Annotated in this window: 16 protein-coding genes; 6 read left to right on the top strand and 10 right to left on the bottom strand. The window is 58.0% G+C overall.

Features of this window, described 5'->3' with window-relative positions; genetic code table 11:
• Positions 1–19: 19 nt before the first annotated feature.
• Complete coding sequence (osmB, locus tag ACL2XQ_RS14295) at positions 20–238, bottom strand: osmotically-inducible lipoprotein OsmB (RefSeq protein ID WP_410015199.1); 219 nt, start codon at positions 236–238, stop codon at positions 20–22.
• Between the two features lie 235 nt (positions 239–473).
• Here osmB and araD point away from each other — a divergent pair, with 235 nt between their 5' ends.
• The 3 genes from araD (at position 474) to ACL2XQ_RS14280 (ending at position 4,726) form a co-directional block, all read left to right on the top strand.
• A complete protein-coding gene (araD, locus tag ACL2XQ_RS14290; protein WP_410015198.1) occupies positions 474–1,169 on the top strand; it encodes an L-ribulose-5-phosphate 4-epimerase in 696 nt (231 codons plus the stop codon).
• A gap of 527 nt (positions 1,170–1,696) precedes the next feature.
• The gene (gene kdgT, locus ACL2XQ_RS14285) at positions 1,697–2,713 is read left to right on the top strand and encodes a 2-keto-3-deoxygluconate transporter (RefSeq protein WP_410015197.1); all 1,017 of its coding nucleotides are present in this window, start codon (positions 1,697–1,699) and stop codon (positions 2,711–2,713) included.
• A gap of 408 nt (positions 2,714–3,121) precedes the next feature.
• A complete protein-coding gene (locus tag ACL2XQ_RS14280) occupies positions 3,122–4,726 on the top strand; it encodes a TcdA/TcdB catalytic glycosyltransferase domain-containing protein (RefSeq protein ID WP_413739360.1) in 1,605 nt (534 codons plus the stop codon).
• Positions 4,727–4,800: 74 nt separating this feature from the next.
• On the opposite strand, the gene ACL2XQ_RS14275 is transcribed toward ACL2XQ_RS14280, so the two are convergent.
• Positions 4,801–6,741, bottom strand: a complete 1,941-nt coding sequence (locus ACL2XQ_RS14275) for an exoribonuclease II (protein WP_413739359.1) — start codon at positions 6,739–6,741, stop codon at positions 4,801–4,803.
• Between the two features lie 148 nt (positions 6,742–6,889).
• A complete protein-coding gene (locus ACL2XQ_RS14270; protein ID WP_413739358.1) occupies positions 6,890–9,196 on the bottom strand; it encodes an FdhF/YdeP family oxidoreductase in 2,307 nt (768 codons plus the stop codon).
• A gap of 274 nt (positions 9,197–9,470) precedes the next feature.
• Between ACL2XQ_RS14270 and ACL2XQ_RS14265 the strand changes: the two genes are divergently transcribed.
• Together ACL2XQ_RS14265 and ACL2XQ_RS14260 are read left to right on the top strand one after the other, a co-directional pair.
• Positions 9,471–11,069 (top strand): PTS transporter subunit EIIC, encoded by a 1,599-nt coding sequence (locus ACL2XQ_RS14265; protein WP_410015193.1) that lies wholly within the window; start codon positions 9,471–9,473, stop codon positions 11,067–11,069.
• 111 nt (positions 11,070–11,180) lie between these two features.
• Entirely contained in the window at positions 11,181–12,083 is a 903-nt protein-coding gene (locus tag ACL2XQ_RS14260) for a LysR family transcriptional regulator (RefSeq protein ID WP_413739357.1), read from the top strand.
• Between the two features lie 1,069 nt (positions 12,084–13,152).
• Here the strand turns inward: ACL2XQ_RS14260 and fabI are convergent.
• The 7 genes from fabI to pspF all read right to left on the bottom strand — a co-directional run bounded on the left by fabI (position 13,153) and on the right by pspF (position 20,772).
• Positions 13,153–13,941 carry an enoyl-ACP reductase FabI gene (fabI, locus tag ACL2XQ_RS14255; RefSeq protein WP_410015191.1) on the bottom strand — a complete coding sequence of 263 codons (789 nt, stop codon included), beginning with the start codon at positions 13,939–13,941 and terminating at the stop codon, positions 13,153–13,155.
• Positions 13,942–14,124: 183 nt separating this feature from the next.
• Entirely contained in the window at positions 14,125–14,937 is an 813-nt protein-coding gene (sapF, locus tag ACL2XQ_RS14250) for a putrescine export ABC transporter ATP-binding protein SapF (RefSeq protein WP_410015190.1), read from the bottom strand.
• A 2-nt stretch (positions 14,938–14,939) separates the two neighbouring features.
• A complete protein-coding gene (gene sapD, locus ACL2XQ_RS14245; protein ID WP_410015189.1) occupies positions 14,940–15,932 on the bottom strand; it encodes a putrescine export ABC transporter ATP-binding protein SapD in 993 nt (330 codons plus the stop codon).
• On the bottom strand, positions 15,932–16,822 hold the full coding sequence (gene sapC, locus ACL2XQ_RS14240; protein ID WP_410015188.1) for a putrescine export ABC transporter permease SapC: 891 nt from the start codon (positions 16,820–16,822) through the stop codon (positions 15,932–15,934). Before sapC ends, sapD begins: the two co-directional genes overlap by 1 nt.
• Positions 16,809–17,774, bottom strand: coding sequence for a putrescine export ABC transporter permease SapB (gene sapB, locus ACL2XQ_RS14235; RefSeq protein WP_410015187.1), 966 nt, complete (start codon positions 17,772–17,774; stop codon positions 16,809–16,811). The genes sapC and sapB overlap by 14 nt, the downstream gene beginning before the upstream one ends.
• Positions 17,771–19,390 (bottom strand): ABC transporter substrate-binding protein SapA, encoded by a 1,620-nt coding sequence (gene sapA / locus ACL2XQ_RS14230; protein ID WP_410016552.1) that lies wholly within the window; start codon positions 19,388–19,390, stop codon positions 17,771–17,773. The genes sapB and sapA overlap by 4 nt, the downstream gene beginning before the upstream one ends.
• A 386-nt stretch (positions 19,391–19,776) precedes the next feature.
• Positions 19,777–20,772 carry a phage shock protein operon transcriptional activator gene (pspF, locus tag ACL2XQ_RS14225; RefSeq protein ID WP_413739356.1) on the bottom strand — a complete coding sequence of 332 codons (996 nt, stop codon included), beginning with the start codon at positions 20,770–20,772 and terminating at the stop codon, positions 19,777–19,779.
• Positions 20,773–20,956: 184 nt separating this feature from the next.
• Here pspF and pspA point away from each other — a divergent pair, with 184 nt between their 5' ends.
• Positions 20,957–21,622, top strand: a complete 666-nt coding sequence (pspA, locus tag ACL2XQ_RS14220; protein WP_413722801.1) for a phage shock protein PspA — start codon at positions 20,957–20,959, stop codon at positions 21,620–21,622.
• The last annotated feature ends 33 nt before the right edge of the window (positions 21,623–21,655 follow it).

Raw genomic sequence — 21,655 nt, 5'->3', positions numbered from 1 at the left:
TTACCCGTCCGTGAGGGTATTAATGAACCTGATGGCCGATAATACCGCCGACCGCGGCGCCGCCTACCGTGCCCAGTCCGCTGCCATTGGTGAGCACCGCGCCGCCCAGGGCGCCGGCGCCCGCGCCGATGGCGGTGTTACGGTCACGTTTTGACCAGTTTGAGCAGGAACTTAGCGACAAGGCGAGGGTGACCGCTAACACTGCGGCGGCAATACGTTTTGTTGAATTATTCGTCATCGTCAACTTCTCCATAGGTGTCAATAATAAGTATTTATTATAGTACCGACTCGGTTGTTTAGCTTGTATTGCTATAAATAAAGTCATTCGCTATGACGGGGCCGAAAGCGGACCGGTCAGGGCACGCTAAAACGGGGCAATAGCAGAAGACAACCGGATCTTCAGCCGTTTTGACCATACCGGTGGCGTCCGGCTGCCGGGACAATGTCCTCATGGCGTTTCTGAGGACAACACAATGCTTAACGAATTAAAAGAACAGGTTCTGGCGGCCAATCTGGCTTTGCCGCGCCATCATCTGGTGACCTTCACCTGGGGCAATGTCAGCGCGGTCGATCGCGGGCAGGGGCTAATGGTGATCAAACCCTCCGGCGTCGGTTATGAAGCCATGACCCGCGACGATATGGTGGTGGTGGAGCTGGAGACCGGGCGCGTGGTCGAAGGCGGCAAAAAGCCGTCATCGGACACCGATACCCACCGGGTGCTTTATCTTGAGTTCGCCGGCATCGGCGGCATTGTCCATACCCACTCCCGCCATGCCACCATCTGGGCCCAGTCCGGCCTGGATATCCCCGCCTGGGGCACCACCCATGCGGATTATTTTTATGGCGCCATCCCCTGCACCCGTTTGATGACGGAGGCGGAAATCCAGGGACGTTATGAATGGGAAACCGGCCGCGTGATTGTCGAAACGTTTAAAACGCGCGCCATCGAACCCACCGCCATCCCGGCCGTGCTGGTCAACTCCCACGGTCCGTTCGCCTGGGGCAAAGATGCTGATACGGCGGTGCATAACGCCGTGGTGTTGGAGGAGGTGGCCTATATGGGTATTTTCTCGCGTCAGTTGACGCCGCAACTGCCGGCCATGCAGCCGGAATTACTGGATAAGCATTATCTGCGTAAACATGGCAAGAATGCCTATTACGGTCAATAGCCCTGCTTTACGACACCCGCTTGGTCCCTGGTGATTAATTAACCATTGGCGGAGTGGGTGTTATCATTATTGTATTTAAATTAATTAATATAATAATTATTGTTTTATATACGTATATAATCCGCATTATTTTTCACTTCGGCTAAATGCTCTCCTCAGGCTTTTTGTCAAGCGCCATGCTTTCCCCTCCCTGGTGTTATTGATGCGCCGCGCCGTTGTCTACACTTAGCCCGGAAAACCCGCGCCAGCCGGCGCGACGCCTTGCCGCGCCGGCTGGCAGATAGTTATCTTTACCAGAACGATGGCGGAAACGTGATCTTCATCTCATTTTGAAACCTTATATCCATTCAATTAAAATGATCTTCTTTTAAAAAAGAAACATTGTTTCATTTTATGCTCCAGATCACTGTATTACAGGATGTAACCGGTTACTTTAACGCTCAACTGACCCCGTCAATGAATGGGGCATGGCCACGGAACGGCGCCCTACGACTCATGGGAATACTTCGAACTTAGGTGGAATCACGATGCAAATCAAACGTGCAATTGACAAAATCCCTGGTGGTATGATGCTCGTGCCGTTATTTATCGGCGCGTTATGTCATACTTTTGCCCCGGACGCGGGTAAATATTTCGGATCATTTACCAACGGCCTGATCTCCGGCACCGTGCCTATTCTGGCGGTGTGGTTTTTCTGCATGGGAGCGTCAATTAAACTCAGCGCCACCGGCACCGTGTTGCGTAAATCCGGTACGCTGGTGGTAACCAAAATCGCCGTTGCCTGGGTGGTCGCCGCGGTAGCGTCACGTTTACTGCCGGCCAACGGCGTGGAAATCGGCTTCTTTGCCGGCTTATCCACCCTGGCGCTGGTCGCCTCCATGGATATGACCAATGGCGGGCTGTACGCCTCCATAATGCAGCAATACGGCACTAAGGAAGAGTCGGGGGCATTTGTCCTGATGTCGCTGGAATCCGGCCCGTTGATGACCATGATTATTTTGGGCACCGCCGGTATCGCTTCTTTCGAGCCGCATGTGTTCGTCGGCGCGGTGCTGCCGTTCCTGATTGGGTTTGCCCTGGGCAACCTGGACCCGGAGCTGCGGGATTTCTTCAGCAAAGCGGTGCAGACGCTGATCCCGTTCTTCGCCTTCGCACTCGGCAATACCATTAACCTGAACGTCATCGCGCAAACCGGCCTGCTGGGCGTGCTGCTGGGCGTTTCGGTTATCATCATCACCGGTATTCCGCTGATCCTGGCCGATAAGTTTATCGGCGGCGGCGACGGTACCGCGGGTATTGCCGCCTCCAGTTCCGCCGGGGCCGCGGTGGCCACGCCGGTGCTGATTGCCGAAATGGTGCCGGCCTTTAAGCCGATGGCGCCGGCGGCAACCGCGCTGGTGGCCACCTCGGTGATTGTTACCTCAATACTCGTGCCGATTATCACCGCGCTGTATTCCAAACGCGTGAGAAAAGGCCATGTCAGCCTGATGGATGAAGAACTGGCCGCGCAGGCCGCGCTGAAATCCAATGCCGCCGAAAGATAACGCTGACGATGAGCAGTAGCAAATAAAAATCCCCGCAGGTGAAGTGAACCCCGAAAGTTGGACACCCAACGAGTAGGGGTTTTTGCTTATGGGGCAAAATAAAATGCCGGAGATACGACAACGTTTTTTCCGGTGTTAGCCGTATACAGGCGCAGGCGAGTCGCCCACATTCCGTTTAGCCGGGTGGTGCGAGTGTCGGTTTGAGAATAAAACCCAGGTACTTAAATCCACCTTGTTTATATTATATTGAAATATTCGTGATGGATTTTGTTATTATCTGCCGGATTTTAAATCTACTGCGCAAGTATAGTAAGAGTAACATTATTTATTACCTGCATTCTTTTATCATAAACAGAAAGCCGATTTTTAATGGACTTTTTTCTTTTTATTTTTTTATGGATAAAAAAGTTGATTACCTTATCATATATCTCCAATGAATTATTTCCATTACGGCATGAAAGCACTGATTTTGGCGAGAAGGGCGATTATTATCAGGCACTGAACCTGTGGAAAAGTGAAGCCCGGAACGGCTTTGGGGAACGTCGCGATATAGCGGCTGACATAATAAAAAACTGCATCGAGACGGGCAGCGTGACGTTGAATTTAAGCGGTCTTAACTTAACCAGTCTGCCGGTTTTACCACTGCATATCGAAGAGCTCAATGTCGGTAATAATGTACTGAAAACATTGCCTTCTTTTCCAGATACATTGAAGATACTTAAAGCCAGCCATAACAGGCTTATGACGTTTCCCGCAACTGCGTCGGGATCATCATTGGAAGAGTTATATTTAGCGGATAACTTCATTAAAATAAAACCACAATCCGCAGGTTCGCTGCAACATCTTGACCTTAGCAACAATCCACTCTGTTTTGTTATCCCAAAAATTATCCATCATATTTGGTTGGGTGACGCACCTTTTCCTTATGAAGCGATGATAAATCTTGTACGAAATGTAGACTTAAATCCTGATTATGTCATTAAGCTATGGGTTGATAATCCTAAGCGCACGCACTCGGAACTGATGACCGTCGGATTAACATCAGCGATCTTTGCTCGTGTTGAGATTTTGAGGTACTCGGCACCCTATGAACTTGAAGCTATAATTTTAAGAGAATGCGCGGATACCCCCTATAAGAATTACGCAGCGGCGTCTGATGTTTTGCGCTTGTCCGTACTCAGGGATTTTGGCGGTATCTATATGGATGTTGACATTGCTTTGAGCGAATCTTTGGGCGACATATTAATTGATAATCAGTTTGGGCAACCTGCGGTAGATTCACTCTTCAAATATGATAGTGTGACTACGTCTGATGACGATTTTAAGGTGGGTGTAATCAACGGTGTTATTGCTGCCCTTAAAGACGCCAAGGATATCAATTTTCTCTTGGAAGCAATAAAAGCTGTTTACACAGGCAAAGAGTTTACATTGGGACCTAATAAAACAAAATTCATGGATTTTTTTAAGCATTTTTGGAGTGGTTATTCTGGCGACAACAGTCTAACCGCACAAATAAAAGTTAGGGAAATTTTACGTACGCAAGAAAAATTGAATGGATCAGCCAAGTTAGAAGCATTAAATCTGTTAGATGAAACAGAGAAAAATAAACGACTGGAAGCATTGAGTAATTATAATAGAAATTTATTCAGCGATGATGCCGATTTTGCGAATATCACATGGGGCCTTAAGCGGGAACGAGCGCTGGTGAGATATACAGGTACTTTAATTTTTACGGGACCCCTATTACTTTTCTTATATCTGAACAATGAAAAACCGGGTGATCTTATACCTGCTAATTTACAGCAAGACCCCAAAAATGGTTTTCACAGTGTTAGGAAATTCATTAAGACTGATATTTTTGGGAAAATAGAGGACCCGTTTGGTAAATGGATTGCAGATGAAAATGGTAAGGGTGGCCGCGTGGAACATCCTATGGGTAGATGGACGCAAAAAAATAACGACACGGGTGACTGGATCGCTCCCGCCATGCATGGCTGGATCACTGACATCTAACGGCAAATACTGCCCGTCCCATCTGTTTATCAAACCAACCGGGGAGGCGTAAGCCTCCCTGAATTATTACGCCATCAAACCGGGCGGGCTATCACCGAACGGGTTTCCTGGCGCACTTCCGCCACGGTCACCTCAATGGTGTCTCCCTGGCGGTAGCGCTCCTCGCCCTTCACCTGCACGGTGCCGGTTTCCTGGCTGCACACCAGTTCATCGCGCACGCTGTGGATAAAGGGCGCCGGGATAAACGCCACCGCGCCGTTCTCAATAAGCCGCACGCGCATGCCGCCGCGCGAGACATCGATGATTTCAGCGCTGTAGCGGGTATCGCTGCCGGCTTTACCCGCCAGGTAACGGGCATAGAGCCAGTCGCCCACATCACGTTCCGCCATGCGGTTTAGGCGGCGGCGTTCGGACATCTGCACGGTAATCTCTTCCGACGGCCGCACGGCGCTGCCCTGGCTTATCAACGCCTTTAGCAGGCGGTGGTTGATCATATCGCCGTATTTACGGATAGGCGATGTCCAGGTGGCATAGGCGTCCAGCCCCAGGCCGAAATGCGGGCCGGGTTCGGTGCTGATTTCCGCGTAGGTCTGGAAACGGCGCACGCGGCTGTCAAGGTAGGAGGTCGGCATGGCGTCCAGCCGGCGGCGCAGGGCGCAAAAGCCCGGCAGCGTCAGCAGGGTGGCGGCGTCGGCCTCGACATCATTGGCGGCGAGGATCGCCACCGCCTGCTCCACCAGGGTCTCGTCAAAGCCGTTATGCACGTTGTACACGCCATAACCCAGGCCGTCGCGCAGCACGCGCGCGGCGCAGACGTTGGCCGCGATCATCGCTTCCTCGACCATGCGGTTGGCGATGCGCCGCGGTTCAATCTGTATGGACAATACGTCGCCTTTACCATCAAGGATAAAACGATAATCGGGACGATCCTTGAAGACCAGCGCATGGGCCTGGCGCCAGGCGGCGCGGGCCAGACAGGCGCGCTGCAGCAACCGGAGCTGTCCGGCGATGGCCGGATTGCCGGGCTGCCATGCGCTGTTGCCTTCCGCTTCCAGCCAGTCGGAGACATCGTCATAGGCCAGCTTGCCCTTGGATTCGATCCAGGCGGCAAAAAAGCGCGGTTCGTCGCCAAGCGAGCCATCGCCGTTAATGACCACGCGGCAGGCCAGCACGGGACGGCGTTCGTTGGGACGCAGCGAACAGACATTATCGGACAGATCGCGCGGCAGCATCGGGATATTGAATCCCGGCAGATAATTGGTGAACGCGCGTTCCCGGGCAATCAGGTCAAGCTTGCTATCGGCCTTGACATAGGCCGTCGGATCGGCGATGGCGATAGTCATCACCAGCGCGTCGCCTTCGCCCGCCTCGACGTACAGCGCGTCATCCATATCTTCGGTGCTGGCGCTGTCGATGGTGATAAAATCCAGCGCGGTTAAATCTTCGCGCGGCAGGTTGTCGTCGTCCAGCACCAGCCCTGCGGGCATCGGCGGCGCCTCGCGCTCCAGGTTATGCCGGGCGAGGGTGACCCACCAGGGGGCGAAATGGTCGTCGCCGACGGTCACCAGTTGGGTGATCTCGGCATAAAATTGCCGGTCGCCCTTAAGCGGGTGGCGGCGCATTTCCGCCACCGCCCAATCGCCGGTCTGGAACGCATGCTCCACGCCGCGCACCGGTCGGCAGGGGATGACTTCACGGATCAGCGGATGGTTCGGCACGATGGACAGGCGGTCGTCCTTGAGCTGGACGCGGCCGACAAAGCGCGACAGGAACGGCTCCACCAGTTCTTCCGGCTCGACAATTTCCCGGTCTTTTTCAGAGCGCACAGTGGCGGTGATCCGATCGCCGTGCATGACTTTTTTCATGAACGGCGGCGGAATGAAATAGCTTTTTTGAGCATCGACTTCAAGGAAGCCAAACCCTTTCTCAGTGCCTTTGACCACGCCTTCGACACGCGGCGTCTGAGAGTGAAGTTGCTGTTTTAGCTGTGCGAGCAGCGGGTTATCTTGAAACATAATGTCCAGAAATAAGAAGGTAAAAAGGCTTCAATAACGGCAGACAGTTTTACGCGAATCGGCCGGCGGCGGCAAGTATAACCACCCGCTTGCCGATGAAAAAAGCCGCCCGCGCGGACGGCGGGCGGGTTGAGCGGCGAAAACGGGATTAAATAATGCGCGCGTCGGCGGCCACCGGGCTGCGTACCAAACGCACCGGCACCGATTTGGAGGTCGGGGTATGGGTGCCGTCGCCAAAACTCGACAGCGGCACCAGCGGATTGGTTTCGGGATAATAGGCGGCGAGGTTGCCGCGCGGGATATCGTAGCTTATCGCCTTGAATCCGCAGACTTTACGGTCGACGCCGTCGTGCCATAGCGTTTCGATATCCACCCGGTCGCCGTCGGCCAGTCCCAGCGTCGCCAGATCCTCCGGATTGACAAACACCACGTCCCGCTGGCCGTAAACGCCGCGATAACGATCGTCCATACCGTAAATGGTGGTGTTGTACTGGTCGTGCGAACGCAGGGTCTGTAAGGTAAAAGGCGCCGTCCGTGCGCCGATGTGCGGGAACAGCGTGTCCGGCAGTGCGGCGGCGCTGAAATGCGCCTTGCCGTCGGGAGTGTTGAAACGCAGTTCGGCGGCGGCGTTGCCCAGGTAAAAGCCCCCCGGTTGTTCGCAGCGGCGGTTAAAATCGGCAAACCCGGGCAGGGTGGCCTCGATATGATCGCGGATCAGATTATAATCGCCCGCCAGCCGCGGCCAGTCGAGTTTTTCGCCGCCGAGCACCGCGTGGGCGATGCCGGCGACAATGGCGGTTTCCGAGCGCTGCAGCCCGGAGATCGGCGGGTTTACCCCTTCCGAGGCATGCACCATGCTAAAGGAATCTTCCACCGTGACGTACTGGCTGCCGGTGGCCTGCATATCCCGTTCGGTACGGCCCAGGGTCGGCAGGATCAGCGCGTCGGCGCCGGTAATCAGATGGCTGCGGTTGAGTTTGGTGGCGATATGCACCGTCAGGGCGCAGCGCCGGATCGCCTGCTCGGTGCGCGCGGTATCGGGCGCCGCCGCCGCCAGGTTGCCGCCGAGCGCAATCAGCACCCTAATTTCGCCGCGCAGCATGGCTTCCAGCGCCTCGACGGTGCTGTGGCCGGGCGCGCGCGGCGGCGTGAAGTCAAAATGCGCCGCCAGGCTGTCGAGCATGGCGGCGGAGGGCTTTTCATCAATGCCCATGGTGCGGTTGCCCTGCACATTGCTGTGGCCGCGTACCGGGCACAGGCCGGCGCCCGGCTTGCCCAACTGGCCGAACAACAGCTGCAGGTTGACGATTTCCCGTACGGTGGCCACCGAATGTTTATGCTGGGTCACGCCCATCGCCCAGGTGCAGATCACACGTTCGGCCCGGCGGTAGATGTCCGCCGCTTCCCGCAACTGCTGTTCACTCAGGCCGGACTGGCGGGTAATGTGCTCCCACGTGGTGGCGTCCACCGCCGCCAGGTAGGCTTCTACACCCTGGGTATGCGCCTGGATAAAGTCAGCGGCAAACAGCCCCGGCTGGTTGTCCGCCAGGCGCCGGCGATGGGTTTCCAGCAATGCCTTGACCATGCCGCGCACCGCCGCCATATCACCGCCCAGGTTGGGCTGGAAATAGCGCGAGCTGATGCGTCCTGATTTGGGCGTCAGCAGTTCCAACGGGTTTTGCGGGTCGGCAAAGCGTTCCAGGCCGCGTTCGCGCAGGGTATTGAACGTGACGATACTGGCGCCGCGGTCGGCGGCGTGGCGCAGGCTGTGCAGCATGCGCGGATGGTTGGTGCCCGGATTCTGGCCAAAGACAAAAATGGCGTCCGCCTGCTCGAAGTCATTGAGGTGGATGGTGCCCTTGCCGACGCCGATACTGTGTTTCAGGCCGGTGCCGCTGGCCTCGTGGCACATATTGGAGCAGTCGGGAAAATTGTTGGTGCCGAACATGCGGCCGAACAGCTGGTAAAGATAGGAGGCTTCATTACTGGCGCGCCCGGAGGTGTAAAGCTCCAGCTGATTGGGATGGTCCAGTGCGCGCAGATGCTGCGCTATCAGGGCAAACGCGTCTTCCCAGCTTACCGGCGCGTAACGATCGGTCTGGGCATCGTAACGCAGCGGCTGGGTCAGCCGGCCCTGGTATTCGAGGAAATAATCGCTTTGCCGATACAGGGCGCTGACACTGTGTTGGGCAAAAAAAGCCGCGTCCAGCCCTTTGCGCGTGGCTTCCCAACTGACCGCCTTGGCGCCGTTTTCACAAAAACTGAAGGTACTGGTATTGTCGTCGCCCCAGGCGCAGCCGGGACAGTCGAACCCTTTGGATTTATTGACCCGCAACAGGTTACGGATATTTTTAAAGGCTTGTTTACTGTCGAAGACATAACGGGTGGTGGCTTCCAGGGAGCCCCAGCCGCCCGCGGCGCCGGTATAGGGTTTTATCGCAGGTTTAAATTTCATTATGGGTATTCGCAGGTGAATGATACGGGCTGAATGTTAAATAATCTTTAACGCCTTGCTCTTATGAAGTTAAGTTTAAGCGGTTCGGTATGGTGCGTCTAATCGAATGCGGTTATCGCAGCATAGAGCGGAACTATGGCGATCGCGGGGGCGGTCAGGGGGTGGTTATTTGTGATCCCGCTCTAAATTCCGCTCATCGGGCCGCGTTGCGGGCTGACGGCGGCGCAGGTTGACGCATAATTAACCTCTTGATGACACAACGAGATTACCCCGTATGAAAGACCTAGCCAGCCAAATCCACGGATTTGGCAAAGCGTTAATGATGCCGATTTCGGTTATCGCCGCCGCCGGTATTTTCCTCGGGCTGGCGGCGGCGATGCAGAATCCGGCGGTTACCGGCGAGGCGTTCGCCAATCTGCATTATCCGCAACTGGTTATCGGGTTTATCCGCCAGGTGGCGGGCGCCGTGTTCGCCAATCTGCCGCTGTTTTTCGCCGTGGCCAGCGCCATTGGCCTTGCCAAGGCGGAAAAACCCACCGCGGCGTTCGCCGCCGTGATCGGGTTTATCGCCATGCATGTCGGCGTCAGCGCCAGCCTGGCGGCGCAGGGCCTGACCGCCGCCACCACAACGGTGCCGGCCTTGACCGCGCACGGCATGGCCCAGAATGCGGCGTTGGTCTATTCCGCCGAATTTATTCCGATGCTGGGTATTTTTACCTATAACATGAGCGTGTTGGGCGGGGTGATCGCCGGGCTTATCACCGTGGCGCTGCATAATCGTTTTTATACCCAGGTATTGCCGACGGCGATCGGTTTTTTCGGCGGCCGACGGTTTGTACCTATCGTGACGGTGGTGGTGTTGCCGCTGGTGGGGCTCGGCCTGTCGTTTATCTGGCCCACCGTAGGCGCGGGCATTGCCTGGGTCGGCCAGCTGATTGGCAAAAGCGGCCAGTACGGTATGTTTTTATATGGCTTCGGCGAACGCCTGCTGATCCCGACCGGCCTGCATCATATTCTTAACGAGACCGTACGTTTTACCCCCATCGGCGGCATGACGACGGTGGATAACCAGACCATCGTCGGCGCGCTGAATATCTTTAATACCGCGCTGACCCATCCCGGGCTGCTGAGCGATCAGGTGGTGCGCGACGCCACCCGTTTCCTGGCGCAGGGCAAGATCCCGGTAATGATGTTCGGCCTGCCCGGCGCGGCCCTGGCGATGTATCACTGCGCACGTCCCGAACATAAAAAACGCGTCAAGGCGCTGATGATGGCGGGCATGCTGGCGTCGTTCACCACCGGCATTACCGAACCGCTGGAGTTTTGCTTTATCTTCGTGTCGCCGGTGCTGTACTTGCTGCACGCCGCGCTGAGCGGCCTGTCGTTTATGCTGATGGATATACTGCAGGTGATGATCGGCAACGTGCAGGGCGGCGCCATCGATCTGGTGGTTTTCGGCATTCTGGGCGGGGCGAAAACCCACTGGTGGTATCCGGTGATGCTGGGGGTAATCTACTTTCCTCTTTATTATTATATTTTCCGGCTGGTCATCATCCGCATGCGGGTGGAAACGCCGGGACGCGAGGCCGAGGAAGTGGAGGAACCGGCGCGTAAGGCGGTGAGCGCCGATGAGCGCGCCGGGAATATTATCACCGGCTTGGGCGGCCAGCCGAACATCGCTGACGTCGATTGTTGTTTTACCCGTCTGCGGGTGCGGGTGAAGGATATGCGCCTGGTGATCGACCGCACGCTGATGCTGACCGGCGCCAGCGGCGTGAAGCGCGTCAGCGCTAACGATGTCCAGGTTATTTATGGGCCGCAGGTGGAAAAAATCGCCCAGGACGTCAAGACCTCGCTGGGCGTGAATACCTGAGGGCCGTCCGGTGCTATTGCCGGAGGCGGGCCGCCGGCGCGGCCTGTTCCGGCATGGCATCGGGCGCGATGATGTTATACTGTTTTCCTGCGCCCCCGCCAGTCAGAATCTATGGATATTAAACAGCTTATCTATTTATGTAACCTTGAGCGTGAACGCCATTTCGGCCGCGCCGCCGAGGCCAGTTTTGTCAGCCAGCCCACGCTGTCCGCCCGTCTGAAAAATCTGGAGCGTGAATTGGGCGTGGCCCTGATCCACCGCGGCAACAGTTTTCAGGGCTTTACCGCCGAGGGGGAGCGGGTGCTGACATGGGCGCGGGAAATCGTGTCGGTTTACCAGGGGCTGAAGCTGGACGTGGAGTCTCTTAAGCAGGGGCTGGAGGGGACGTTGCGTATCGGTATCGTGCCGCAGTGCGGTATTCCGCTGGCGCAGCTGCTGTATGATGCGCGTCTGAAGTATCCCGCGCTGGAGTTCCAGGTAACGGTGCTGAGCGCCGATCCGTTGCTGGAGGCGCTGACCAATCATAGCGTGGATATTGGGATCGGTTTTTTTGAACTGGGGCTGCTGGCCGAGCTGCATTATCAGGTGGCCGCCATTGCCGATCGCGGCGTTGAGCTGGTATTCCATCCACGGCATTTTCCGCAGTTGGCCGCGGGGCATACCCTGACCCTTGCGGAGGTGGCGGCGTTGCCATTGTGTTTGGCCGAGCCGAGTCGTTATTTCCGGCGTTATCTTGACGAGCATTTTCGCGCCGGCGGGCTGCGTCCGCATATCCGGCTGGAGAGCGCGTCGATTTTCCAGTTGTTGCAGGGGGTGTTCGCCGGCTTGGGCTGCGGGATGATGCCGCGCGGGCATTTGTTGCCGGGGATGACGCCTGAGTTGCGTTCGGCCCTGATAAGCCTGCCGGCGATGAAGCGCCAGAGCGCGATTGTGATTACGGAGGCCGGGCGGGCGACGCCGCTGGCGAGGACGTTGTTTGAATTTGCGCGGGAGTGGCTGGCGCAACGCAATTAGGGCACGGTGGTGGGGGTGTCGCTGGCGGCTTGCGGCCGGGCTTTATGGTAGTCAGGTGAGGATTTCGCTTGCCATGCGTTCGGTTGATCTATATATCGCCGGGTGCCGGCAAGCGACAAAAAGGGTGGTGCGCGCCACCCTTTTTGATTTCCCCGCGTCCGGCAGATCGTGCGCCGCTGCGCGGTCCCCGGCAGCGCCGTATCCCGGCTATTGGACCGCCCGGTAGCGCTCCCGGCGCAACCGGGCTTTCGCCGCTCCCGGCGGCTTATCCAGCCGAGATGTGCGCTGCCGGCGCACTCTATGCCGGCACAACGTCAACACCATCGCCTGTTGGCAAAATAGCGCTTTGAGGTTATATGGGTTATGCACCTACCGGGAAAAAACAGTTCTGATTTTACCCAATCGCCATGGGCAGGATATTAATTCCCAACGGCTAAATGCCAATATCCAATAGCTAAGAACTAAGAACTAAGAACTAAGGACTAAGAACTAAGAACTAAGAGGTGGGTGCTGAGTGCTATGAGGTGAATATTTATGTCTCACTTGTGGGCCTGATATTTCGCTATGCCAATGGCCTTTCATAATAGTTAACCGTATCTTGACGCCCGATCCGATCCTAAGCAACAGCGCTGCTATCGCTTCTTAATGTGCATTGCCAACAGCGACGCAGGTCCCGGCATAAAGCGCGCTGACGTTGCCTGTGACCCCGGCATGAGCCGCCGGGAGCGGCGAAAGGCCCGGTTGCGCTGGGAGCGCAAACCGGGCCGGTGCATAACGGGGGCATGGGTGACGGAAGGCATCGCGCAGCGACGCGCGACCTGCCGGGCGCGCGGAGGTCAAGGAGGCCGTCGCGAAACGGCCGCCTTGTCGCTTGCCGGCACCCGGCGTTACATATACAGCTCAACGCATGGCAAGCGAAACCCTCGCCGGGGCGACATAAACCTTACAAGCACGCCGCCCGCGAAACCCTCGCCGGGGCGACATAAACCTTACAAGCACGCCGCCAGCGACCCCTCGCACGAGGCGACACAAACCTTACGGCATGCCATGCCATAGAATGGGCCTGGTTTTATTCGGCGTCGAGTTCGCCCATGGCGGCGATGCTGAAACCGCCGTCCACGTGGATCACTTCACCGGTAATGCCTGAGGAGAGATCGGAGCACAGGAACGCGGCGGTATTGCCCACGTCCTCAATGGTGACCACGCGGCGGATCGGCGTGACCGATTCGCAGTGGGCCAGCATTTTCTTGAAGTTTTTAATGCCGGATGCCGCGAGGGTGCGGATGGGGCCGGCGGATATGGCATTGACGCGGATGCCCTGCGGGCCCATGGCATTGGCCATATAGCGGGTGTTGGCTTCCAGGGATGCCTTGGCCAGTCCCATGACGTTATAGTTAGGAATGGCGCGTTCGGCACCCAGGTAGGTGAGGGTCACCAGCGCGGAATTCGGGTTCAGCATAGGGCGGCAGGCTTTCGCCATGGCGACAAAGCTGTAGGAACTGATATCGTGGGCAATGGCGAAGCCTTCGCGGGTGACGGCGTTGACATAGTCGCCGTCCAGCTGGTCGCCGGGGGCAAAGGCGATGGCGTGCACAAAACCGTCAAAATTTGGCCATACGTTGGCCAGCTCGGCAAACAGCGCCTCGATGCTGGCGTCTTCGGCCACGTCGCAGGGCAGTACGATGCTGGAGCCGAGTTCGGCGGCAAAACCTTCCACCCGTGACTTCAGTTTGTCGTTCTGGTAAGTGAACGCCAGTTCGGCGCCTTCACGGTGCATCGCTTGAGCGATACCGAATGCGATAGAACGGGTGCTGGCCACGCCAGTGACCAGAATGCGCTTACCGGTAAGAAAACCCATAGCATTAATCCTTGTGATCATTATTACATGCGCGCGCCGCGTCTGTATGGCATGACGCCGGCGACGCTGCGTTTCGACGTTGATAAACCGGCGAAGTGTACCATATATCGCCGGGGGAGGTGTAGACCCCGCCGGTGCCTGCGTGACGTGACGCGCCCCGGCGTGCGCAGGCCAGGTGCGCGATCAGGCGATAACCCCGTCGCGCCGCCAGGCGTCGGCGGTCAGCGCTTCGCCGAAATGGCTGGTTATCAGGCGTTTGGTCAGGTCATGGAGCGGCGCGGCCAAAACATCGGCGGTATTGCCGCGTTCCACCACCTCGCCGTTTTGCATCACCATAATCTGGTCGCTGATATGCTTCATCATACCCAGATGCTGGGTAACATAAATATAGGCGATGCCGTGTTTGGCCTGCAGTTCCAGCATCAGGTTGATGATTTGCGAGCGCATCGACATATCAAGCGAAGCCAGGGCCTCGTCCGCCACGATAACCTTAGGCTGCAGGATCAGCGCCCGCGCCAGGCCAACGCGCTGTTTTTGCCCCGGCGCCAGCATATGCGGGTAATAAAACGCGTGATCGGGACGCAGACCAACCTGGCGCAGGGTTTTGTCTATGGCGCGCTCGCGCTCGGACGCGGGAAGATCGGTATTCAGCCGCAGCGGCACGTCAAGCAGTTGCCCGATACGCTGCCGGGGGTTGAGGGCGTTGCTGGCGTCCTGGAAAATCATACGGATGCGTTGGCTGCGGTAGCGGTAATCGCCGAAGGTCAGGGGGTGATCGTCGATAAACAGCTCGCCGGCGGTGGGCGCCAGCGTGCCGGCCAGCATTTTGGCAAGCGTCGATTTTCCGGAGCCGTTTTCGCCGATAATCGCCAGCGTCTGGCCCTCGCGCAGGATAAAGCTGATGGGTTTAACCGCCTCGACCTGATGGCGGGTAAAGAGTCCGGTGCGATAGCGGAAGGTTTTAGTCAGGTTGCGCGCTTCCAGCAGGGTTTCCATGCTTATTGCCCCTCCATGTTGAGCGGAAAATGGCAGGCGAACCAATGGTTTTTCACCGGCACCAGGGGCGGCATTTGGATACAGGTTTTCTGGGCGTAGGGACAGCGCGGCCCCAGGCGGCAGCCGATGGGCAGGTTTTCCAGGGACGGTATGCCGCCGGGCAGGGTGTTCAGCCGGCTTTTAGGCGGCATGGAGCGGCCGAAATCGGGGATGGCGCGCATCAGCGCCTGGGTATAGGGATGATGCGGCGCGGCGATCAGCTCCTCGCAGGTGGCGCTTTCCACCGTCTGGCCGCAGTACAGCACGTTGATCCGGTTGGCCCATTTGCTCATCATCTGAATATCATGGCTTATCAGCAGGATGGTGGTGTTGTTATTCTGGTTCAGCCCCGCCAGCAGGCGGAATATCTGCGCCTGGGTGGTGGGCTCCATGGCGTTGGTCGGCTCGTCGGCAATCAGCAGCCTGGGCTGGTTGGCCAGGGCGATGGCGATCATGACCTTCTGGCATTCCCCCTCCGTCAGCTCGTAGGGGTAGCTGCCCATGATATCCTTGTGATCCTTGATGCCGACCCGGTGCAGCAGCTCGATGGCGCGGCGTTTGCGCCAGCCGGGCCGTCGCCACCAGGTGCCTTTATAGGTCCAGCCCGGTACGGCCTGGCTCAGCTGGCGGCCAATGGTTTCCGAGGGGTCGAGGCAGGACTGCGGCTCCTGGAAAATCATCGAGACGTTATGTCCGACCAGCCGCCGGCGCTGGCGCGGCGTCAACTGCAACAGGTCGATATCGTCAAAACGGAACCGGTCCGCCGTGACGCGCCAGTTATCCTTGGTGACGCCGCAGATGGCTTTGGCAATCAGGCTCTTGCCGGAGCCGGACTCGCCCACCAGGCCGCGCACCTCGCCCTCCGTCAGGGTAAAACTCACCCGGTCGACGGCTTTGACAGGCCCTTCGGCGGTCATGAATTCAATGGTTAAATTACGGATATCCAGTAACGGCATTATTCCACCCCCGAGATCATGGCGCGGCGCAGACCGTCGCCCACGATATTGACGATCAGCACGCTGGCCATGATGGCGCCGCCCGGCAGCATCACCGTCCAGGGGGCGACATAGACCAGTTCCAGGGTATCGCCCATCATCGCGCCCCATTCCGGGGAGGGCAGTTGGGCGCCGAGGTCGAGAAATCCCAGCGCGGCGATATCGAGTATCGCCATCGACAGGCAGCGGGTAAATTCAGATACCAGGACGCTGGCGATATTCGGCAGCACCGCGTAGCGCAGGATATGCATCATCGACGCGCCGTCGATGCGCACCGCCAGCACGTACTCCTTGTCCAGTTCGTCATGCACCGCGTCATAGACCGTGCGCACGACGCGCGGCAACAGGGCCAGCCATACCGCCAGCATCGCATGCTCCAGCCTGGGGCCGAGAAACGCCACCACCACGATGGCCAGCAGCAGCGAAGGAATCGACAGCAAGGTGTCCAGCACATGATTGAGCACCGCCGAGCGCAGGCCGCGGGTGATGCCCGCCAGCACGCCGAGCGTGACGCCAAATACCGAGGCGGCGATGGTCACCACCAGCGCCGAGCCGAAGGTGGGCGCGGTGCCGGTCAGCAGACGGCTTAACACGTCGCGCCCCAGGTCATCGGTGCCGAGGAAAAACGACACATCGCCATAACGCGACCAGGACGGCGGCAGCAGTTGGTAGCCGAGAAACTGCTGATCGAGCGCGTAGGGCGCCGCCACCGTACCAAACAGGCATAATAACAGCAGGGCGAGAAACCCATAGAAGCCGATCATCGACAGGGCGTCATGATAAAATATGCGCCAGATATGGCGCAGCGGGCTGGGCATGCGTTTTTCGCGGTAAATATTATCTGAGAGCATACCATTCCTTATGGCGCAGCGGGTTCGCCAGCGCGCCTACCACGTCGGCCAGCACATTGACGCAGATAACCAGCGTCCCCACCACCATCACCCCGGCCGAGATGGCGGCGTAATCCTGCTGGCGGATGGCGTTGACCAGCCAGCGCCCAAGACCCGGCCAGCTGAATACCACCTCGGTTATCATCGCCAGGGTCAGCATGGTGGAAAACTGCAGGCCCAGCTTGGGAATAATCGGCGGCAGCGCGTTATGCAGGACGTGGCGGCGAATAATGGTGAACAGGGTCAGCCCGCGGGTCGCCGCCGCTTTGACATAATTGCTGCCGAACACGTCGGCGGTGCTGACCCGCATCAGCCGGATGACCTCGGTGGTGGGCGCCACCGCCAGGGCGGTGATAGGCAAGACCATGTGCCGCAGGGCGCTGGTCAGCATTTCATGGCGGTAGGGGGAATCGGACAGCCACGCGTCGAGCAGGGCGAAACCGGTGACCGGCCTGACCTGGTAAAGCAGGTCGTAACGCCCGGAAACCGGCAGCCAGCCAAGGTGCAGGGCAAAAAACAGCGTCAGCAGCAGGGCCAGCCAGAACACCGGCATCGACAGACCCAGGAGCGCGAAAACGCTGATGCCCGCATCCTGCCATTTATTACGCGTTACGCCGGCGATAATGCCGAGCGGAATACCCACCATCAGCGCCAGGATAAACGCCAGGATGCACAGCTCAAGCGTCGCCGGGAACACGTCGCGCAGCTGTTCGCCGATGGGCTGGCCGTTAATGCTCGACACGCCGAAATTCCCGTGCAGCAGGCTGTTGAAATAATAGAGATAGGCGTCGGTCAGCGCCGCGCCGCCAAGCGGCGCGTGCGGGGTAAAATAGCTCAGGCTGAAGGCGACCAGCGTCAGCAGGATCAGGGTGATCAGCAGCAGCACCAGCCGGCGCAGGGTAAAGATAATCATGGTTTCTTTTCCTCGTTATCTTCCCGGTATACCCCGGCAAAGGAAGCGTTGCCGAAGGGGCTGAGCACCAGTCCCTTGATATCATAGCGATAAGCCTGCAGGCGCAGTGAAGACGCCAGCGGCAGCACCGGCAGCTCCTGCTCCAGCATTTTCTGCACGTTGCGATAGGTGTCCATCCGTCCCGACAGTTGCTGCGACAGCAGCGCCGCGCGCAGCAAATTATCAAACTGCGGCTGGCACCAGTGCGCGTAGTTGGTTTGGGAGCGAATGGCGGCGCAACTGAGCAGCGGCCGGAAGAAACTGTCCGGATCGTTACTGTCGGTAGACCAGCCGGCCAGGGTCAGGTCATGATTGTTGGCCATCAGCCGCGCTTCCTGGAACCGGCCCTCCACCGGCACGATGGTAAGCGTAATGCCTACCTGCGCCAAATCGGCCTGGATCAGCTCGGCGGTTTTCAGCGGACTGGGGTTATAGGACTGCGAGGCGGTCGGCACCCATAAACTCATCTCCAGGCGCTCTTTGCCCAGGGAGCGCAGGATCGCGCGCGCCTTATCCGGGTCATATTCAGTCACCTTGGCATCGTTGTCGTAAGCCCAGGAGGCGCGGGGCAAAATCGAGGCCGCGGTCTCCGCGGTGCCGTAATAAATCGATTGCATCAGGCGCTGGTTGTTGATGGACAGCGCGATGGCATGGCGCACCCGCGCATCGTCCAGCGGCGGTTTGGCGGTGTTGAACGCCAGGTAGGCGATATTCATCCCCGGGCGCAGCGTCAGGCGCAGGCGCGGATCGTCGCGCAGGATGGTCAGCTGGCTGGCGGCCGGATACGCCAGCACGTCGCATTCGCCGGTTAACAGTTTAGACAACCGGCCGATGCCGCCGGCCCCCAGGTCGATGACCACCTGCGCCATGCGCGGCAGCCCTTTCCAGTAATGGTCGTTGCGTACCAGGCGAATATACTGGCCCGCCCGGTATTCGTTCAGCATAAAAGGACCGGTGCCCACCGGCTGGCGGTCGATTTGCTCCTGGCGGCCGGCTTTGCTCAGCTGTTCGGCGTACTCCTGTGACAGCACCGGGGCGTAGTGGGTGGCGATATGCCACAGGAACGAGGCGTCCGGCGCGTTCAGGCGGAACTCCACCGTATCGTTATCCAGCTTCACCACGCTGTGCACCGAGTCGGGGAACTGCAGGCTGTCGAAGTAGGGATAAGCGCCGCCGTTGATGTCATGATAAGGATGGCGCTGGTCGAACATGCGCGCAAAGCTGAATACCACGTCGTCGGCGTTCAGCACGCGGGTCGGGGTAAACCAGGCGGTATGCTGGAAGGGCACGTTTTTGCGCAGGTGGAAGCGATAGGTGGCGCCGTTATCCAGCACTTCCCAGCTTTGCGCCAGCTCCGGTATCAGCCGGTAGGTGTAGGGGTCCACGGCCAGCAGGCGATCGTAGAGCTGGGCGGAAAGGGTATCCACCGTTAATCCGCTGCTGGCCATCTGGGGATTAAAGGTGTTCAGCAGTCCGTTGACGCAATAAACAAAACCGCTCTGACGTATATCCGGCGGCGCCGCCGCGGCGAACTGGCCGCCCAGCGTCAATAAGAGCGCCCACGGCAGCAACCGCAGGGACACCCTATGCCGGCGCCACGCGCGCCGCCATGCCGGCACAAAACACGCCTGCCAGGAAAACCATTTAATTCGCATATACGACTTACATCTCATGGGGCAATGATCCCAGTTTACCTTACTCTGCCTTGACACCCAATTCATGGCGCGAATATAGCTGACGCAACGGGTTAAAAAGCGCCAAGGCGGCGAAAAGAACCCCAATAATAGTATGGTAATGAGAATAATTATCAACAAAATGCTTTACAGACGATAGTGATAACTATTATCATCGTTTTGCTGTCAACCGACAGGCCTCGTTTGCCGGTTGTCAGCACGACATTGCTCACATTGCTTCCAGTATTATTTTAGCCAGCTTGGGTGCTGGCTTTTTTTTTGCCTGATCGTTACTCCCCGCCGCCCACCCTGATACTGTGTTTTTTCATCATGCCGCGCAGCTGGTGATAGGTCAGCGCCAGCAGGTCCGCCGCCTGGCGCTGGTTATAACGGGCTTGCGCCAGGGCGCGCTCCACCCATAGTCGCTCCTGCTGATCCAGGGTGCGCTTCAAATCCAGCGGCAGGGACGCCGGTTCGTCCGCCGCCGGGACGGCCGTCTCCGCCGGCGGCGTTACCGACGCAAACGGATCCAGCAGGATGGCGTCCAGCGGCCGTTCGGTGGTGTCATGGCGGTAAATAGATCGCTCGACGACGTTTTTCAGTTCGCGCACATTGCCCGGCCAGCCATAATCCAGCAGGGTGCGGCGCGCACGGGCGGTAAAGCCGGGGAACAGGGGCAGCCCTATTTCCCGGCACATCTGGATGGCGAAATGCTCGGCCATCACCATGATATCCTGCGGCCGTTCGCGCAGCGGGGGCAGCGCCACCACGTCGAACGCCAGCCTGTCCAGCAGATCGGCGCGAAAGCCGCCCGTTTTCGCCAGGCGGGGCAGGTCGGCGTTGGTGGCGCAGACCAGCCGCACATCCACCTGCAGCGGCCGGCTGCCGCCGACGCGTTCCAGCTCGCCGTATTCAATCACCCGCAGCAATTTTTCCTGCACCATCATGGGCGCGGTGGCCAGTTCATCAAGAAACAGGGTACCGCCGTCGGCGCGTTCAAAACGCCCCTGGTGACGTTTTTGCGCGCCGGTAAACGCCCCGGCTTCATGGCCGAATAATTCCGAATCCAGCAGGTTTTCATTGAGCGCGGCGCAGTTCAGGGAGATAAACGGGCCTTGCCAGCGCGGCGACAGGTAGTGCAGCCGCCGGGCAATCAGCTCTTTGCCGGTGCCCCGTTCGCCTATCACCAGCACCGGCTTGGTCAGGCGCGCCAAGCGGGACACCTGCTCCAGCACCTCGAGGAAATTATTGGATTGCCCCAGCAGATTATCATGGGTCTCGGTCATGGTTAATTTCGCCAATAATTGGTAATAATATTCACTATAACTGACGCATCGGCGCCGTCAATTTTAAAAGTTATTTTAAATCAATAAATTAAATTATCAGCGCTCTTGGCACGGTAATTGTAATGATAGGGTGGTGAAGGATGACGACATCTTTCGGCCATGACTGTTTATAGAGGATCAAGCTATGGGTATTTTTTCTCGTTTTACCGATATTGTGAATGCCAACATCAACGCACTGTTGGATAAAGCGGAAGATCCGGAAAAACTGGTGCGCCTGATGATCCAGGAAATGGAAGACACCCTGGTCGAGGTACGCACCACTTCCGCTCAGGCGCTGGCGGAAAAGAAACAATTGCTGCGGCGCATCGACCAGGCTGAAACCCAGCAGGCCGACTGGCAGGGCAAAGCCGAGCTTGCGCTGGCCAAAGACAAAGAAGATCTGGCGCGCGCCGCGCTGATGGAAAAACAGCGCCTGACGACCATTATCGCCACCCTGCGCCAGGATGTTGCGGTTATCGAGGAAACCCTCGATCGCATGAAACGCGAAATCGGCGAGCTGGAAAATAAGCTCGCGGAAACCCGCGCCCGCCAGAAAACCCTGACCCTGCGCCACCAGGCCGCGGCCTCGTCGCGCGATATCCGCCGCCAGCTGGACAGCGGCAAGATTGATGAGGCCATGGCCCGCTTCGAGCAGTTTGAGCGGCGCATCGATCATATGGAAGCGGAAGCGGAAAGCGTCGGTTTCGGCAAGCAGAAATCGCTGGACCAACAGTTCGCCGAATTGCGGGCGGATGATGAAATCAGCGCCCAGCTGGCGGCGCTGAAGGCCAAAATGAACCAAAGCGAATAATAAAAGCCACTTAAAGGAGCCATCATGGAAGCC

Origin of the sequence: Sodalis sp. RH14 (assembly GCF_047324285.1) — a bacterium.
Lineage (GTDB): Bacteria > Pseudomonadota > Gammaproteobacteria > Enterobacterales > Enterobacteriaceae > Acerihabitans.
Note: the sequence above shows the minus strand (reverse complement) of the source record. Positions and strands in the feature narration are given on the sequence as shown.

Bases quoted from the DNA above. Each gene is read 5' to 3' on its own strand.
- sapB (WP_410015187.1), bottom strand. From the start codon at position 17,774: ATGATTATCTTTACCCTGCGCCGGCTGGTGCTGCTGCTGATCACCCTG.
- sapC (WP_410015188.1), bottom strand. From the start codon at position 16,822: ATGCTCTCAGATAATATTTACCGCGAAAAACGCATGCCCAGCCCGCTG.
- sapD (WP_410015189.1), bottom strand. From the start codon at position 15,932: ATGCCGTTACTGGATATCCGTAATTTAACCATTGAATTCATGACCGCC.
- ACL2XQ_RS14265 (WP_410015193.1), top strand. From the start codon at position 9,471: ATGAAAGACCTAGCCAGCCAAATCCACGGATTTGGCAAAGCGTTAATG.
- ACL2XQ_RS14270 (WP_413739358.1), bottom strand. From the start codon at position 9,196: ATGAAATTTAAACCTGCGATAAAACCCTATACCGGCGCCGCGGGCGGC.
- osmB (WP_410015199.1), bottom strand. From the start codon at position 238: ATGACGAATAATTCAACAAAACGTATTGCCGCCGCAGTGTTAGCGGTC.
- pspF (WP_413739356.1), bottom strand. From the start codon at position 20,772: ATGACCGAGACCCATGATAATCTGCTGGGGCAATCCAATAATTTCCTC.
- kdgT (WP_410015197.1), top strand. From the start codon at position 1,697: ATGCAAATCAAACGTGCAATTGACAAAATCCCTGGTGGTATGATGCTC.
- sapF (WP_410015190.1), bottom strand. From the start codon at position 14,937: ATGGAAACCCTGCTGGAAGCGCGCAACCTGACTAAAACCTTCCGCTAT.
- araD (WP_410015198.1), top strand. From the start codon at position 474: ATGCTTAACGAATTAAAAGAACAGGTTCTGGCGGCCAATCTGGCTTTG.
- pspA (WP_413722801.1), top strand. From the start codon at position 20,957: ATGGGTATTTTTTCTCGTTTTACCGATATTGTGAATGCCAACATCAAC.
- ACL2XQ_RS14260 (WP_413739357.1), top strand. From the start codon at position 11,181: ATGGATATTAAACAGCTTATCTATTTATGTAACCTTGAGCGTGAACGC.
- ACL2XQ_RS14275 (WP_413739359.1), bottom strand. From the start codon at position 6,741: ATGTTTCAAGATAACCCGCTGCTCGCACAGCTAAAACAGCAACTTCAC.
- fabI (WP_410015191.1), bottom strand. From the start codon at position 13,941: ATGGGTTTTCTTACCGGTAAGCGCATTCTGGTCACTGGCGTGGCCAGC.